This window comes from Microbulbifer maximicatervae (SeqCode) (assembly GCF_052468155.1).
Genome location: NZ_CP174335.1, coordinates 719572 through 735569, shown reverse-complemented (window position 1 = coordinate 735569; position 15998 = coordinate 719572). Strand labels below are relative to the sequence as shown.

Here is a 15998-nt window from a genome sequence, read left to right as displayed (position 1 = left end):
ATTTTACTTCTCGCAGTGGTTCTTGTTGGAGATATTTTAGTGCTAAGACGATGCGAGAATAGTCTGTATTTTCGTGTTGGCAATAAAAATTATATCTAATTAAGAGCTAATGATAAGAGAGTTTTGAAAAATGATACGATGACCTATAAGGAAAGCATATAGTGAAATTTAATATTAACCTAGCAATCTTGATGTTCAGTGTATATCTTTCAGGTTGTAATGGATCTTCGAGTGGGGGAGATAATCCAGACACAGGTGGCGAGCTTACAGCTGCTACGATGGCGGTCCATTATGAGAAACCTAAAACGCTAACCTTTCGCTGGAGCGATGTTTCTGGGGCAACTTATTATCAGTTATTTGAAAATGCTGATGGGCACTCTGGCTTTGAACCTATTGGAAATCCCATTGCGCCAAAAGAAGAGCGCATTGAATTAGTGGTGCCTTTATTCAAAAAGCTTAATGCCCAATACTTATTGCAAACCTGCGATGATCAGAGATGTATCGATTCTGATGCAGTAGCGATTGATCAGGATGTGATAGGTAGTATCGGTTATTTTAAACCCAGTAATACGGATGCTGACGATCAGTTTGGTTGGAATCTAGCAATTAGCGATGATGGCAACCTGCTTGCAGTAGGTGCTCCTCGCGAAGATAGCGGTGGTGACCAAGAGGATAACCTGACACCTGATTCAGGTGCAGTTTATATTTTTAGTCGGGAAGATGGCGAATGGACACAGCAAGCCTATCTTAAGTCTCCAGATCCTCAAGAAGCTGCAGAGTTTGGAACTGCATTGAGTCTTAGCGATGATGGTTATACGCTTGCAGTAGGGGCATTCAAGGAGAACGGGGAAAATGATAATTTTTCTGCGGGCGCTGTTCATATTTTTTCCCGAAGTAATGAAGGTTGGGTCCATAGCGCCCGACTTCAAGCAGACAATCAAGGAAATAATGACCTATTTGGCTATGCCCTTAGCCTTAGTGGGAATGGTTCTACTTTAGCAGTAACCGCACCCAGTGAAGATGGTGGTCTTGATGGCGATTCTATTGAAGATTCTGGAGCGGTATATGTGTTCCGTAATGAGGAGGGAAGTTGGTCACAGTATGCCTATATTAAGGCTGCTGATAGTTCTGAGGGGTTAGGTTTTGGTTCTTCGATAAGCCTTGATGATGCCGGGGCTTCATTCGCAGTTGGGGCTTATGCTGACAATGCAGAGGCAGGTTCCGTTTATCTATACCAGTTGGATGGTGAATCCTGGGTGGAAGATAGCAAGATATCGGCTAGTAATCCTGTCGCTGGTGGTTGGTTTGGATTTGCGCTCAATTTAAGTGGTAATGGGCAAACTCTAGCAGTTGGCGCCCCATTAAAAAGTGGATCTAACAGTGGCGCTGTCTACATTTTTTCTCGAAAAGAAAACACTTGGCAGCAAACTGCCTACTTGGAAGCTTCCAATCCTCATGTATCGGCTTACTTTGGAGAGGCGGTAAACCTGAGTGATGATGGCAGTTTTATCGCCGTGGGAGCATGGGGAGAGAAAAGCTATAGCCAAGGATTGTTCGGAGATAGTACAGACGAATCTTCAATTAGAGCAGGAGCAGTTTATACCTATATATTTAATGGCGTAGACTGGTCTAGTGAAGCTTATATTAAGGCGAGCAACACAGACTCGGGAGACCATTTTGGTGGCTCTGTTGCGCTAAGTGGAGATGGAGCTAGTTTAGCAGTAGGGGCGAACACTGAAGATGGAGCGGATAGCGGTTTGTTCGCAAACCCTGAGAGCAATGAAGCTGAAAATGCAGGAGCGGTCTATATTTATTAATTGGGCTGTATAATTTATATTTATGTATAAAGTTAGTTGTTTGAGTTTAAATGGTATTGTTATCATTAATCTAGATCGAACGGAATACGCACAATGTAAGTTTTAGAGATCTTTATTCTAAGTATAGATTTTAGGCTGCTCAGGTAAATCAAAAGATTTTCCTAGAGCAGCAATATATCTAGAGTTTTAGCTAAAGCTTAGCTGGATAGTGAAAGAAAATACTATCTTTAAAATTTATAGCTCTCTTGAAGTCTGAGCTTGCAACCAAGTTCTGGTAGTAGGGTATCTACAAGAGAGCTACTCTGCTCAATAGTTTTGCGAATTTTTAAAAGTTTCCATAGAAGCTTATTTTTGGTTTGATGTCAGATAAACCGAAAAGCAAGGAAAGTAAAAATACACTTGTTCTCTGTAATATATATGCCATAAGTTTGATGGGGTACTTTAAGTTAAATGTTGGAATTCGGATGTGAGGAATATTCTATGAATACTCCCGCGAAAATGTTTAATATTTTTTCTAGAGTGTTTAAAGGTCCGATTTCTATGTAAAGTGAAAATTCTGAATTTAACAATCTGGAACTCAAGAATGCACTGTATATTTATCGGCAGCCCATTTTGAAAGGGTATGGGAGCTTCGATCTGAATATATGGCTCCAGTGTTTTATGGTTATGTAAATCCAAATAAACTTGTTAGCTTAGCTGGTCAAGCTCGTCTAGTGAAGTGTAAGTTCGGCCCTGAATATTAACCCCATATCTTTATTTAATTCAATTTGTTAATGCAGAGTCATTTGTCCTCTTTTTCGTGAGAATGGCGCGAAGCTCCTTTTTGCTAACCTGAGACAATCCTTTTATCGATACTGGGGAGGCAGTCAAATGTGTGGGCTGCTAGGGGTATTCTCTATTGTTGCTACGTATAGCCGGGAACAGATTTCTCGTGCACTACAGACCCTTTCCCATCGAGGACCAGACGGTGAGGGATTCTGGTCATCAGGAGATGGCCGAGCCTGGCTGGCGCATAAAAGGCTCAGTATTATTGACTTAGAGGGTGGTCAGCAGCCTCTGTTGAGCAGTGACGGGGAAATAATTTGTATTGTTAATGGTGAGTTTTATGATTATGTGAAAATAAAAAATGATCTTATTCGACGAGGATATAGTTTTCTCACGCAGTCGGATAGTGAAATTCTGATTGCTCTTTATCAAGAGTATGGTGTTTATTGTCTGGACTATCTTCGAGGAGAGTTTTCTTTCGTACTTTACGATAGTGGGAAGAAACTAATATTCTCTGCTCGAGATAGGTTTGGAATAAAGCCTCTTTTTTATTACTGGGCAGATGGATGTTTGAGTTTTTCATCAGAGGTTAAGGCCTTAAAAGCCCTTGGCTTGCCGGTAGAGTGGAACCCGCATACTTACTGGCAGGAAATTAGTTTCTTGCATGCTCCTGCATCTAGCTCATTTAGTAATATTTTTGAATTGCCTCCTGGTCATTACGGTATTGCCTATTTGGATGACTTACAATTTTCGACCCATCTTTATTGGGATCTCTATTTCCCTACTATTGTTGAGCAAAGAAAGACTCAGTTTAGAGAAGAAGAAGTTATAAGCGAAGTGCGACAAAGGTTTACTGAGGCGATTAGGTTAAGACTCAAAGCTGATGTACCAGTTGCTTGCTACTTGAGTGGAGGATTAGATGCATCCTCTGTTTTAGGAATTGCTCAGAGTATGCTTGACAAGCCGATAGATGCATTCACCTTGTCTTTTGACCACCCGACTTATGATGAATCATCCGATGCCAGGTCCATGACCGAATATGCGGGGAGTAATTATCATCCAGTTGAAATTAATGGCGATATATTGGTTTCCTGTTTTGAAGAAACGGCCTACATCGGTGAAAAAATGTTCTTCAATGGGAACGCTATTACTAAATATGTGCTTAGTCGGGCTGTCCGAGATCGAGGGTATAAAGTCGTAATAACTGGGGATGGGGCTGATGAGGTTTTTGCTGGTTACGGTTGGTTTAGGCAAGACTTTATCGAGAATTACTTAGAAGATCTTCCCCAGGAAGAAAAAGAATTGATTCTAAAAGATTTGGAGAGTGGCGACCCTGTTTCTGATGGAGTTTTTATGTCCTCTGCGAGACTGCATCAGTCAAGGGTAGTGAAGTCTGCCCTTGGTTTCTTTCCAAATTGGATGCAGAGTTTTATGGATATGGGTATAAAAATATTTCCATTATTTTGTAAAGATTATGCTGATTATATAAAGAACAATCAGATTGCAGATACTCTCATGGAAAATTTAGGTGGCATGTCTGTATTAAAAAATAGACCTGTTTTATCTAAAAGCTTGTATACCTTTACCAAGTCTATGTTTCCTCATTTTGTCTTAACAATGATGGGTGATCGAACAGAAATGGCTCACTCGATTGAAGGTCGCCAACCATTTCTTGACCACCACTTAGTAGACTATCTATCAGTATTGCCAGAAAAATATAAAATTCGAGGATTAACTGAGAAATATGTATTGCGAGAGGCTATGAAGTCGGTGTTAACAGACAGGGCCTACAAGAAGCAAAAACAACCGCTATGGACTCCGCCTCTTACAGATAAGAAAAACAAGAAACTTCATGAGTATATGAAGGATATTATCCATAGCCGTGAGACTCTAGATATGCCATTTCTTGATCAAAAAAAGCTTATTAGATTTTTTGAAAAAGATGAGGGGTACTCGCAGGCAGACCAGAATGTCGTTGATGCTATTAAATTCCTTACCGTTAGTAGTATATTAATACATAAACGATTGGTGATGTGCTAGAAGTTAATTCTCTACTCTAGGCGGTTTTGATGGTTTACTCTGGATATTAAAATAAAATTTCTTTAGCAGGATTTGCAGTGCAGGAATTTCTCAAAATTGAGCCCGAATTAAATACTTCTATCCGGGCGTTTTGGTATTCTAGTTTCTACCAGCAATTACCCCGCCATCAATGTCCCAAATGGCTCCTGTTATCCAACTTGCTTTGTCGCTTAAAAGAAAGTCTACGACATCAGCGATGTCCTTGGGGGTACCAACTCTGCCAATAGGGTGAAAGCTATCGAAGGAGGCAAGTACTTGGTCTATTTCCCCTGGATCGATAAAGGATTCATAAATAGGCGTCTTAACCACCGCAGGGGATACTGCATTAACCCGAATATTGTGATCGGCCAGCTCCATCGCCATATGTTGGGTGAGCGAATGTAAACCGGCTTTGGCCATTGAATAGGCAGAGGAGGGTGTCGCCTTTACCGATTGTTTGGCCCACATGGAGCCAATATTCACTACACTCCCTCCGCCGTTGTCTACCATGTTTCTTGTTACGGCCTGGCTAATAAAGAAGGTGGCACGGTTGAGGTCGAGATAAGTGTCGTAGTCTTCCCGGGTATGTTCAAGAAATGCAGTAGGATTAAAATATCCAGCGGCGTTTACCAGGTATTTAAAATGATGATTGCTGGATTTTATATATTCGATAATATTGCTGATATCAGCCTGTTGATAGAGGTCTGCCTGAAGTGCTTCTGCAGAGCCCATCTGAGTTAATTCGTTGTGGGCTCTTTCAAGTTTGTTGAGATTATTGCCAATAATAACTGTGTGAATTCCCTGTTTCACCAGCAGGTTTGCAATGGCGAGTCCCATACCACTGGAACCACCAACGATTAAGGCAACTTTTTTTTGTTCAGTAGAATCTGGTCTTTTAGTGGAGTCACTCATATTATTTCCTCACTGAGATATGCTCATTACGTGAGTGGAGTTTAGAAAAGAACCGGATAGGTTGAAAAGTAAGCACAAAATGGTGCACTAGTTACTTTTTGGTAAGTATTGATGAAATCAGAGAAAAATATGCTCACGCGAAAGCGCCCGCCCAAGAGAAGTGCCAGAATGGTTGAGACTATCTATGGCTGTAAATGGTCCCTTACTGTCTATCAGCTTTTGGCTAGAGGGGTAAATCGACCGGGGGAAATGGTTCGCAGCGTTGAGGGTTTGACTACCAAAGTCCTGAATGAATGTTTACGTAGAAATATGGAGTTTGGGATACTGGAGCGGATCAGCTATGCAGAGATTCCTCCCCGTGTGGAATATAACGTTACAGAATTTGGACAGAAATTCCTGAGAATTCTGGACGACTTGGAAAAGCTACAAGAAGAAATTGACGGCTCAGATTTATCTGAAAGTAAATAACTTTATCCCACCAATACCTTCGAGTTACACTAAGTGTCTAAATGATACTTGTCGCTCCCTATGAATGAAAAAGACTATATAGCTCGTTATGAGAAGCGTAACTTTGACGCTCCTTTAGTTACTGTGGATGCAGTTCTATTTACCTATCACGAAGGCTTTCTCAAGGTGTTATTGGTTAAGCGCTCTGCTCATCCAGAGAAAGGGAAGTGGGCTTTGCCTGGAGGATTTGTCTCTGAAACCGAAGATAATAGTCTGGAGGCGACAGCTAACCGAAAGCTAAAAGAAAAGACATCAGTTATACCGCCTTATTTAGAGCAGCTTTATACTTTTGGAGGGCCCAGCAGGGATAAACGGGGGTGGTCGGTAACGGTTGCCTATACTGCCTTGATTGCCCACCAATGCTGTGCAAGTGCAATCGATACTGTGTCGAGTGTGGGCTGGTTGCCTTACTCTCAGATATCTCAACTATCTCTGGCTTTTGATCATCAGGAAATTATTAGTCGTGCTCATGAGCGTTTGGTTCAAAAAGCGCTCTATACCATTGTGCCTGCATTTGCATTACCGGAAACTTTTACCTTGCCAGAGTTGCAGCAAGTACATGAGGCAATAATTGGGAAACCAATACAGAAAAAATCATTTCGCAGGCGAATTGAGCAAGCAAATCTGTTAGTAGATACTGGTGAAAAACGTTCTGAAAAAGGTCGGCCCGCAGCGCTCTATCGTTTGAGTGAAAGCTCCGCTGATCATAAATTTATAAGAAATTTAGAGCTTTAACTAAAAAATAGTTTAGCTTCTTAAGATGAAAAATTATTAACTAATTTTTTATCTAGCTCAATCAAGTATTGGTATCCATAAGTACTATTTTCCAGGCCAGAGAGTAAACTGAAAGGAAGTTCCAAATCGTACTCTCTGGTAAGTGCTGCAAGCCCGCAGGCAATTGCGGCGACACTATCAGTATCACCACCAAAATCTATACAGGTCTTCAATAGTCCAAGGAAGTCTCGATTACTTTGTAGTGCTGTATTTACCGCTGCCAAGGTTTCTAAGGCATCACAGTTGACCTTGCCAGACCAGCTTCCTATTAATTTTAGGTTGAGCTTTTTCTCAATAAGCTTGGGTAACTCAATTAGAGCTGATTTTTGGTAGATTAATAGATGTGCCATTAGGGCAACTGCTTGAGCAGATAAGATTCCCTCTTCGGTATTGTGCGTAACGCTAGCTTGGCATTTAGCCACTGTTAGTAGTTGATCAATATCGGGAATGAGCCCAAGGGGTACTGAGCGCATTGCAGCACCGTTACGTTTGCTGTGAGGCCTTATCTTGCGAGTTAAATCCTTTCCAGTTTCACAGCTATCGAGAAGGCTTTGAAAGCCTGATGCATATCCAAGGCGAGGATCACGCTTATAAGTGTGGATAAAAGCTTGTGCAAAGTCCAACTCTTGGGGATTCGAATTCTCAAGAAGGAGCTCAGCAATAGCCAAGCTCATCTGAGTATCGTCGGTATAACAACCGGGTTTGATGCCAAGGGGATGAGAGATATACCCGTTAGCATGATTGTTATTGTTAATAATCTCACGGCTACAAAACTCAAATCCGGCTCCGTAGGCATCTCCAACTGCAATTTCCAATAACATCAAAGCCCCCTAAAAGATTACCGATTAGTTAATATTAACTGGCAACAGCCAATACATCTCTACCTTCAACAATAACAGCCCGTTCTCGAATAGTTTCCAAGTCTTGTTCTATAAGTAACTTTCCGTTGCGGTATACGGTTTTTAGCAGATTATTACGGCCGCCAATATCTTGCTCACGAATAGTGTAGGGCGTTCCGTCGGTACGATTTATTAATGCCAAGCGCCCTCTCTTGGAGCGCTTACCGCTATCGGTGGCGGGGTCTTTGTAAACATCCCGCCATAGGCCATCGACTCGAACCGCACTGGCTTTCATGGCGAACCTTATGGTATCTCGGTTAACTTTTTGTAAAAGCTCACCTCCCATACCGAAGCTAATATTTTCAGCGCTCTGTTTTCTGGCCTTCATTGCGCTGAGGATACCCTCAATGGTGTGTAGAGAAATTCCGTCACCCTGGATCACCCGAATAAAGTCAGGAAGTACTCGGAAACCTTTACTATTAATGGTCGCTCCGAATATTCTCATCAAGCGCTCAATAGTCTGAGTGACTATATCAACGGGATCGCCACTATCCGGGCGAATTACCAGGGTGCCGCCATTATTTTCTACCCTCTCTTTTAATTCACCGCCCCAAATATTCTCGATAGCACTCCAAAGATCGTAGCTGTCACTCACTACGGCGACCAGACGATTGTCACCGCTGAATTGTGTCAGCATATTTTCATAGGCTTTAGCTTCCTGCTCGCGCCCCCAACTGGTCATGGTGCTGTGCTCTGCGGCGGGTATTGAAAATCCGGCCATTGGGGCTGCGTAGTAGCGGCGGCCGGCGAGTACGGCGGCAATGGTATCTGTGCCTTGGAAATTTACCAGATGGGCCAGGCCCCCAATCGCAGCAGTCTCTTCGCTGCTAGCACCGCGTGCGCCAAAGTCATGTAGCTTGAAGGGCAGTGAGTCGAGACCCTCAGCAGTTTCCAGTAAATATCGTTGAATGACCTTTTTGGCTTCCCGGCTTTGGGTGGCAACTGTGGTGGGGTACCAAATTGCGCGCAGCAGGGCGGTTTCGATATAGCTGGTTAGCCAGAAGCACTTGGGGTCTGTATTGACTACTTGGACTAAGACATTCCTAGTCGGGATAACGCTGCCCTCGGGAACTGCTTGAATCTCAATGGGCAGGTAACCCTGATGCTCCTGGAGAATGTATTCCCATCCCTCGCGATTAAATGGCAGGCCATGGGCCAGACAGAGCTCCTCTGCCTCTTCGATGTGCTCTGCGTTGATCGGGGTAGTCAGGTACTGCTTGATAAATGCCTGTAGGCCAAAGAAAACAGCCTCTTTGAACTGGCCGCCCCGGCTCTCGATATAGCTGCTGACATACTGGGTTCCCTCTGGGTACTGAAGGTAGTGGCTGGTTTTATAGCTGTCGACATTCAGGATTGGGTTGTACTGGTTCATCGCGGAAATCCTCCGTGAGTAGTTGTTAGCACCGGTCTCTCCAGTGCGGGCCTTGCCAATTATTGTCCAAAGGACACTAACTAAGTTAATAGTGTCTTTTCGATACTAAGCTGTCAAGTATTGGCGTGTTTTTTTGGGTATTGGTGGAGGTAATGCGAGTTGTTGAATGTGCAAGAGGCGGCAATTGGCCACCTCTTACAAGCTTTAGGCACCGCCAATCAGGGATTGAATGATGTAATAGTGGTCTTCAAATAGCTGCTGAGGGTCCAGATCAGCGAGGGGAACCCAGCGGGCATGGCGAGCGTCGTCACCGCCCTTTACCTTGGGAAGCTGTTGGCTGGGAGCCAGTTCTATGTAATAGGCGTGCGTGATGGTCCTTCCACGGGCCGAGCGATAGGGTTCATCGAATACATCCTGCCGGCGTATAGATCCTTTCAACACTGGTGTCGGGACTTTAAGGCGTGTTTCCTCTCGCAATTCTCGCAGGCAAGCATCGATCAGTCGCTCACCGGGGTCGACAAAACCACCGGGCAGCGCCCATAAACCCCGCCCGGGAAAAGCTCGTCGCTCTATCAGCAGGATATGGCCAGATTGGACCACTACAGCATCGACAGTAACGTGAGTTGGCGGATAGGGAGCGGTGGCCCAGGAGGATCTGTAGCGCTGGATAAATGCCATTTCTTCGCGCATCTCGCCGTAGGCTGGATTGGTCTCCACAAACTCTCTTAAAGCGCCAACAGTGCCCTCTGGCAATTGCATTTCCTGACTGAGTGAATTCAACAAGCTATCGGCGCTGTCGGTAAATAGTGCCTCCCTAAAGGGGGTTGCACTGATTTCGTTGTGATTCTCCACCCCAAGGGATTCCCACTGGGGGAAGAGGTTGAGGTAAAAACCGCTCTGGTCTTTCTGGTGCCCGATTAATGCAATTTGAGGTGGCTTGTGGGGAATGGTGTGATGAGCGGTCACTATGCCGTTAACGGAGTTTTGTACATTGCGTACCCACAGCTCATCGTTATAGGGCACATCCATTAAAGGTAGGCAGGTCAGGCGCTTGTTGTCACTCTCGCTTAAGCTTTTCCTGATAAATTGTTCCCGCTCGCGATGAGTCCAGGGGTTGCGAGGGTTGCGGGGCTGGTTGGCGGAGCCAATCAGGATAATCAGGTGCTGGGCCTGAGCTAATCCGCACTGGACTACTTTTAGATGTCCGGAATGAAATGGCTGGAATCGACCGATGAAAACGGCAAAATCGTAGTGCTGGGCCATAGCAGCAAGCTCCTTGCTGTGAATAAACCCCGGTCTCTCCAGGGCTTGAATAATAGGTCTTGAAATATTATGTGTCCAATAGACACTAATGGCAAGTGGGCTTAAATTCAATTTTTAGTGGTTTATCGAAGAGGTGGGGTTATATTCCAGTGTTCGAGCCGATTTACTTTTTTCGAGTGTGTGAGTAGAACTGATGTGCCGCTGGTTGTTGTTCATTTCCTTATTGAGTTTGGAAGCCTTTGCGCAGGAAATAGAACCATTTACTACTGATGGTTGTAGCGCATTTCCCGATGGAACTTTTGATCAACAGGAGTTGTGGCTCGACTGCTGTATTGCCCATGATTATGCCTACTGGAAAGGGGGCACATACGATGAACGCGAGCAGGCGGATAAAGATCTTGAAGTCTGTGTAGCTGGAACCGGGGAAGAAGAAGTTGCACTAATGATGTTACTTGGAGTTCGGGTTGGCGGTACGCCTTTTTTACCCACCCCATTTCGCTGGGGGTATGGCTGGCCCTATTTGCGTGGCTACAAGGCTTTGTCACCGGTGGAATTACAGGCAATAAAAAAATCAGAAGGTGAACTTTGACGATAATCAGGAAAAGCTAGTCACAGAGACAAATTGTTCGCGTTTATTTGAGGTACTTTATTCAATAGGACTAACAGTTAAAGCCTGTAAATAAATATCTGCAAAACCCTCCTTGAGCCACTGCATCAAATTGCGCACCCGTAATAATTGGTGGCGTAGGGGCGGGCATACCATCGAGAGCTCGGTAGACTCAGACCAGCCGGGCAGAATTTCAACCAGGCGTCCACTGGCAATATCTGCCTGGACATAGATATCTGCTAGCCGGGTAATTCCAAGTCCCTCAATTGCAGCGCGATGCATTACCCTTCCGCTAATCAATTTAGTGCTGTTTTCAACTTGCACAACCTGTTGATTCTTACCTCGTGTTAGCAGCCATTGATCCACACTGCCGGAAATTAGCGGTACAGATGCTAGGTCAGCAGGTTTTTCTATAGGTCCATATTCCTGAAGGAACTTTGGGCTGGCTACGTATCGGGTTTTGATAGTGTGAAGTTTACGCACGATTAGAGAGGAGTCCGGCAAACTGCCCATACGAATAACCAAATCGTACTGGTCTTGAATCAAATCTACTCGGGTGCTGGAAAAGTCCAGATGAACTCTAACTCCTGGATTGGCCTGCTGAAACTTGATCACCAGCGGAGCAATTAAGCTCTCCCCGATAACGCCACCAACAGCGTTTATGCGGATGTTTCCCTCCAGTCCCCCCTTTGATTCACTGGCCCAATCGGCGGCTGAATCCAACTGCTGCATCGCTTGCTTGCAACGCAAATAGTAACCCTCACCAATCTCGGTAAGACGCAGTTGTCTTGTCGTGCGGTAGAGAAGCTGTATATCCAGGGTTGTTTCCAGCTCAGTGACCAGTTGGCTCAAATTGGCCTTGGAAAAGCCGCTGTCCCGCGCTGCAGCGGTGAAGCTTCCGGCATCGGCCACCTGAATAAATGCACGAATAGCGCGCCATGAGATATTGTTCATAAAAACCAAACAATGTTTTCTAATTGGTTGGGCTAATCATATTAGTCGGAATTCCTATACTGGGTCTACTTAAACAAAACTATCCGCCGGGATAACTCATTGAAGGAGAGAGAGCCCATGTCCAAACCACTCGTTGTTATTACTGGAGCCAGTTCAGGTATTGGTGCTGCCATTGCCCAACATATGTCTGCTGCCGGGCACCCACTATTATTGTTGGCAAGGCGTGTGGACAAACTGGAAGCTTTAAATCTGCCAAATACTCTTTGCAGGAAAGTGGATGTGACTGATATGGCAGCCTTGCGCGAGGCAATTCGTGAGGCTGAGACTCAGTTCGGCCCGGTTGACTGTCTGATTAACAATGCTGGCAAAATGTTACTGGGCAATATTGAAACCCAGAACCCCGATGAGTGGCGGCAAATGTTTGATGTGAATGTATTGGCCTTGCTTAACGGTATGCAGGCGGTTTTGGATGATATGAAAACTCGTCATTCCGGGACCATTATCAATATCAGTTCTATTGCTGGAGTAAAAACATTTATCAATCATGCTGCGTACTGTGGTACCAAGTATGCTGTCTCTGCTATTGGTGAAACCGTGCGTGAGGAAGTGGCACCTACCGGAGTACGTGTAATGACCATATGCCCTGGCGCGGTGGAAACAGAGCTGCTAAGCCACACTACCTCAGCAGAAATTATTGAGGCCTATCAACAATGGAAAGAATCCATTGGTGGTGCAATTAATGCAGAGGATATTGCTCGTACAGCAATGTTCATGTACTCCCAGCCCCAGCATGTAAATATTCGCGAGGTTCAAATTGCAGCAACAGGGCAGGGACAGTAATCCTGATTTTGTACCGCGCAAACACTAATCGTTTTTCCAAGCAATATTTCTTTTGCTAATATTCCCAACTTAAGCCAGCTAACCGGAGCTGGCTTAGGCTGGAATGGATAGTAAAGGATATGGAGATATCAGTGCGAAGAACGATTTTAATTGCCGGCCTGATTTTATGTTCCTCTGCGTTTGCACAGCAAAATACAGATGAGCAAGAGAGTGGCGTAGCGGAAACGGCAAAATCAGTGATGTCTAACATCGTCAGCTTTGGTAAAAACCTGATGGATGGTGCCAGTGAAGGTGTGGTTGATGGACGTAAAACAGGGCAGAGTACTGATGGTGCTGTACTTATCAATACGCTGGAAGATCTCAATAAGTATCTGGAAACCGACGTTATCGCAGTGACCGCCCATGCGGAGAGTGGTTGCTATGTTGAAGTTGGTTTTAAAAATCAAAATGACTTCCCCGTGCGGTTAATCGACCTGGATAGCTCCGAGGCAGTGATCCTTATTGACCAGGATGGCTATGCAACCAACTTGTTTAGGGGCAAAGGAAACCCTGAAGAACTCACGATTCCCAGTAATGCTGGACGCAAACAAAAGTTCTACTTTGCTATAGAGTGGGATCAAGTGCGTGAAATCCGAATTCTCGGTAAAGTCATGCAACCATAGCCAGTAACTGGTGCTGGAGAGAAGTGGAGCTGCGGCTGGGGTTGTGGATACCCAGCCTGCTACGCGGCTAATCCACTTCTTGAAATAGCTTTTGAATAGATGAGAAGTCCAAATCACTACCTCCGCGCAAATTGAGAATTCCATAGAGATTGCGCGCCATTGAGCCGAGAGGCGTATAGCTCTTACTCTGAGTGGCGGCTTCCTGAGCCAATCCCAGGTCCTTACACATAAGTCTTACCATAAAACCACCGCTATAGTTTTTACTCGCTGGAACTTCGGGCATTACTCCGGGATAGGGATTGTAATTTTGTAGGGACCAGTTGGCTCCTGAACTCTTTAACATAATGTCGGAGAGCACATTGGGGTCGAGTCCATTATCTACCCCCATTTGTAGGGCTTCAGCGGTACCAATCATATGAATAGCCAGCAGCATATTGTTACAAATCTTTGCTGTTTGGCCAGATCCCGCTGCTCCGGCATAGAAAATATTGCTACCCATTGGCTCTAGAACTATCCGGGCCCTATCGACATCACCAGCCTCTCCCCCACACATAAAACTCAAAGTTCCTTTGCTAGCACCCGCCACTCCCCCGGATACCGGGGCTTCAATGGCTTGCAGGCCTTTGATTCTGGCTTCACGAATAAGGCGCTTAGAACTGTTGGAAGAAATAGTGGAGCAGTCGATAATCAAACAGTCGCGAGAAATACTGTCGAGCAGTTTGTCGGTATCAATATACAGGCACTCAACCGCCGCGCTATTAGGCAGCATGCTTACCACAAAACCTGCTTCCTCGACGGACTCTTGGGGAGAGGAACACTTTTTGATACCGCTTTCTACAGCGGCATCCAGTATTTCAGTGACCGGGTCAAACCCTTTAACTTCAAAGCCCGCCTTGACCAGGTTGGTGGCCATAGGCAGTCCCATATGGCCCAATCCTAAAAATGCGACTGTTTTAGTCATGCTGCTCTCCGGTTAACATTATTTGAGCTGTATGGTTAAATTGGTGTGCTCTGCATGCTCTATATCGCTGTCAAACCAGCGTGCTGTAACAGTTTTGGTTTCGGTGTAAAACCGTACAGCTTGTTTTCCATAAGCGTGTTGATCACCATAAAAAGACGCTCGCCAGCCGGTAAAGCTAAAGAAAGGTAACGGCACTGGAATAGGCACGTTAATACCGACTTGCCCCACTAATATTTCGTGTTGGAACTTACGTGCGGCAGCGCCACTAGCCGTAAATATTGAGGTGCCATTGCCATAGGGGCAGTTATTGATTAATTGGATTGCTTCTTCCAGGGAGTCGGCATTTACCAGGCAAAGTACGGGACCAAAAATCTCGTCGGTATAGATCGACATGTCCGAGGTAACATCGGCAAATAGGGTGGGACCAACCCAGTTCCCATTGGGAAACCCTTCGACAGTAATTTCAGAGCCATCTAACACACAGCGGGCGCCTTCCTTTTTGCCCTGGGCGATATACCCAAGCACCCTCTCACGAGCAGCGGGTGATATTAGTGGGCCGAAGCCCGCTTGCGTATCCTTCCAATGACCGGGCTTGATAGCTGACATAGCGTCTTTAATGTCGTCTACCCACTGTTGTGTCTCCCCAACAAGTACAGCGACGGAAATCGCCATGCAGCGTTGCCCGGCAGCTCCGATGGATGATCCAACAATATTATTTATAGCCGCAGCCTTATTGGCATCGGGCATCACGACCATATGGTTTTTTGCACCGGCAAAAGCTTGAACTCGTTTTAGGTGCTGGGTACCCGTCTGATAAATATGCCGCCCTACGGGGACTGAACCAACGAATGAAATGGCCTGAATGCCGGGATGCGTTAGAAGAAAATCCACCTGTTCCCTGCCGCCATGTACTACCTGTAAAACACCTGCAGGAGCCCCAGCTTCAGCAAATAATTCGGCCAGTTTGCAAGGCGTGACAGGATCCTGTTCAGAGGGTTTCAGAATAAAAGTATTCCCACAGGCAATCGCCATTGGAAACATCCACAGTGGAATCATTGCGGGGAAATTAAATGGTGTGATCCCCGCACAAACTCCAATAGGTTGTAGATAGGAGTAACAGTCGATGGTGTTGGCAACATTCTCTACGGTTTCACCCATCATTAGTGAAGCGATATTGGCTGCATGCTCAACAACCTCAATACCGCGCCAGACGTCCCCTTTGGCATCCTCAAAAGTTTTACCTGTTTCCTCGCTGAGGATTTCAGCCAGCAGCTCCTGATTTTCTTTCAGAAGCGCCTGGTACCTCAACATAATCCGTGCTCTTGCGGTAACCGGCGTATTTCGCCATTGGTCAAATGTTTCTTTGGCGGAAATTACTGCATTCTCCAGTTCAGTCGGGGTAGACAATGGCGCCTGTGTAATAACATCGCCGGTAGCGGGGTTGGTTACATCCAGCCACTCAGTACTTTTGGACTGAATCCACTCACCACCAATCAATATTGGTAACTTGGAAGGAATATTCTTATTCATGTTAATTAAAGCGCCGAGAGGAGGGAATTTTATCCAACAGTTTAGGTGTTTATTCGCGATTAAAGAGGAATATCACG

Annotated in this window: 14 protein-coding genes; 7 read left to right on the top strand and 7 right to left on the bottom strand. The window is 45.2% G+C overall.

Annotated features, from left to right (window positions below):
* Positions 1–161: 161 nt before the first annotated feature.
* Positions 162–1817, top strand: a complete 1656-nt coding sequence (locus ACJJIY_RS02985; protein ID WP_445359073.1) for a histidine kinase — start codon at positions 162–164, stop codon at positions 1815–1817.
* Between the two features lie 870 nt (positions 1818–2687).
* Positions 2688–4622, top strand: a complete 1935-nt coding sequence (asnB, locus tag ACJJIY_RS02980) for an asparagine synthase (glutamine-hydrolyzing) (protein ID WP_445359072.1) — start codon at positions 2688–2690, stop codon at positions 4620–4622.
* A 138-nt stretch (positions 4623–4760) separates the two neighbouring features.
* Here the strand turns inward: asnB and ACJJIY_RS02975 are convergent, their stop codons facing one another.
* Entirely contained in the window at positions 4761–5552 is a 792-nt protein-coding gene (locus ACJJIY_RS02975) for an SDR family NAD(P)-dependent oxidoreductase (protein WP_445359071.1), read from the bottom strand.
* Between the two features lie 111 nt (positions 5553–5663).
* Between ACJJIY_RS02975 and ACJJIY_RS02970 the strand changes: the two genes are divergently transcribed.
* Together ACJJIY_RS02970 and ACJJIY_RS02965 are read left to right on the top strand one after the other, a co-directional pair.
* On the top strand, positions 5664–6020 hold the full coding sequence (locus ACJJIY_RS02970; protein ID WP_444907094.1) for a winged helix-turn-helix transcriptional regulator: 357 nt from the start codon (positions 5664–5666) through the stop codon (positions 6018–6020).
* 60 nt (positions 6021–6080) lie between these two features.
* Positions 6081–6794, top strand: coding sequence for an NUDIX hydrolase (locus tag ACJJIY_RS02965; RefSeq protein ID WP_445359070.1), 714 nt, complete (start codon positions 6081–6083; stop codon positions 6792–6794).
* A gap of 20 nt (positions 6795–6814) precedes the next feature.
* Here the strand turns inward: ACJJIY_RS02965 and ACJJIY_RS02960 are convergent, their stop codons facing one another.
* From ACJJIY_RS02960 to ACJJIY_RS02950, 3 genes are all read right to left on the bottom strand, one after another.
* Positions 6815–7654: an ADP-ribosylglycohydrolase family protein gene (locus ACJJIY_RS02960; protein ID WP_445359069.1), complete on the bottom strand. Its 840-nt coding sequence runs from the start codon at positions 7652–7654 to the stop codon at positions 6815–6817.
* Positions 7655–7688: 34 nt separating this feature from the next.
* Complete coding sequence (locus ACJJIY_RS02955; RefSeq protein ID WP_445359068.1) at positions 7689–9104, bottom strand: nicotinate phosphoribosyltransferase; 1416 nt, start codon at positions 9102–9104, stop codon at positions 7689–7691.
* Between the two features lie 204 nt (positions 9105–9308).
* Positions 9309–10367: a bifunctional nicotinamide-nucleotide adenylyltransferase/Nudix hydroxylase gene (locus ACJJIY_RS02950; RefSeq protein WP_445359067.1), complete on the bottom strand. Its 1059-nt coding sequence runs from the start codon at positions 10365–10367 to the stop codon at positions 9309–9311.
* A 193-nt stretch (positions 10368–10560) separates the two neighbouring features.
* On the opposite strand from ACJJIY_RS02950, the gene ACJJIY_RS02945 reads away from it, so the two are divergent.
* Positions 10561–10956, top strand: coding sequence for a hypothetical protein (locus ACJJIY_RS02945; RefSeq protein ID WP_108734714.1), 396 nt, complete (start codon positions 10561–10563; stop codon positions 10954–10956).
* A 57-nt stretch (positions 10957–11013) separates the two neighbouring features.
* Here the strand turns inward: ACJJIY_RS02945 and ACJJIY_RS02940 are convergent, their stop codons facing one another.
* Positions 11014–11928, bottom strand: coding sequence for a LysR family transcriptional regulator (locus ACJJIY_RS02940; protein WP_444934325.1), 915 nt, complete (start codon positions 11926–11928; stop codon positions 11014–11016).
* A gap of 117 nt (positions 11929–12045) precedes the next feature.
* On the opposite strand from ACJJIY_RS02940, the gene ACJJIY_RS02935 reads away from it, so the two are divergent.
* The gene (locus ACJJIY_RS02935) at positions 12046–12768 is read left to right on the top strand and encodes an SDR family oxidoreductase (protein ID WP_444934324.1); all 723 of its coding nucleotides are present in this window, start codon (positions 12046–12048) and stop codon (positions 12766–12768) included.
* A 131-nt stretch (positions 12769–12899) separates the two neighbouring features.
* Complete coding sequence (locus ACJJIY_RS02930) at positions 12900–13430, top strand: hypothetical protein (protein ID WP_444895923.1); 531 nt, start codon at positions 12900–12902, stop codon at positions 13428–13430.
* A gap of 67 nt (positions 13431–13497) precedes the next feature.
* On the opposite strand, the gene mmsB is transcribed toward ACJJIY_RS02930, so the two are convergent.
* A complete protein-coding gene (mmsB, locus tag ACJJIY_RS02925) occupies positions 13498–14391 on the bottom strand; it encodes a 3-hydroxyisobutyrate dehydrogenase (RefSeq protein WP_444937112.1) in 894 nt (297 codons plus the stop codon).
* Positions 14392–14409: 18 nt separating this feature from the next.
* Positions 14410–15921, bottom strand: a complete 1512-nt coding sequence (locus ACJJIY_RS02920; RefSeq protein ID WP_445359066.1) for a CoA-acylating methylmalonate-semialdehyde dehydrogenase — start codon at positions 15919–15921, stop codon at positions 14410–14412.
* Positions 15922–15998 lie beyond the last annotated feature (77 nt).

What these genes read in the sequence shown, in the direction of transcription:
- asnB (WP_445359072.1), top strand. Translation starts at nt 2,688, where the DNA reads ATGTGTGGGCTGCTAGGGGTATTCTCTATTGTTGCTACGTATAGCCGG.
- ACJJIY_RS02965 (WP_445359070.1), top strand. Translation starts at nt 6,081, where the DNA reads ATGAATGAAAAAGACTATATAGCTCGTTATGAGAAGCGTAACTTTGAC.
- ACJJIY_RS02945 (WP_108734714.1), top strand. Translation starts at nt 10,561, where the DNA reads ATGTGCCGCTGGTTGTTGTTCATTTCCTTATTGAGTTTGGAAGCCTTT.
- ACJJIY_RS02935 (WP_444934324.1), top strand. Translation starts at nt 12,046, where the DNA reads ATGTCCAAACCACTCGTTGTTATTACTGGAGCCAGTTCAGGTATTGGT.
- ACJJIY_RS02955 (WP_445359068.1), bottom strand. Translation starts at nt 9,104, where the DNA reads ATGAACCAGTACAACCCAATCCTGAATGTCGACAGCTATAAAACCAGC.
- ACJJIY_RS02940 (WP_444934325.1), bottom strand. Translation starts at nt 11,928, where the DNA reads ATGAACAATATCTCATGGCGCGCTATTCGTGCATTTATTCAGGTGGCC.
- ACJJIY_RS02920 (WP_445359066.1), bottom strand. Translation starts at nt 15,921, where the DNA reads ATGAATAAGAATATTCCTTCCAAGTTACCAATATTGATTGGTGGTGAG.
- ACJJIY_RS02960 (WP_445359069.1), bottom strand. Translation starts at nt 7,654, where the DNA reads ATGTTATTGGAAATTGCAGTTGGAGATGCCTACGGAGCCGGATTTGAG.
- ACJJIY_RS02950 (WP_445359067.1), bottom strand. Translation starts at nt 10,367, where the DNA reads ATGGCCCAGCACTACGATTTTGCCGTTTTCATCGGTCGATTCCAGCCA.
- mmsB (WP_444937112.1), bottom strand. Translation starts at nt 14,391, where the DNA reads ATGACTAAAACAGTCGCATTTTTAGGATTGGGCCATATGGGACTGCCT.
- ACJJIY_RS02970 (WP_444907094.1), top strand. Translation starts at nt 5,664, where the DNA reads ATGAAATCAGAGAAAAATATGCTCACGCGAAAGCGCCCGCCCAAGAGA.
- ACJJIY_RS02975 (WP_445359071.1), bottom strand. Translation starts at nt 5,552, where the DNA reads ATGAGTGACTCCACTAAAAGACCAGATTCTACTGAACAAAAAAAAGTT.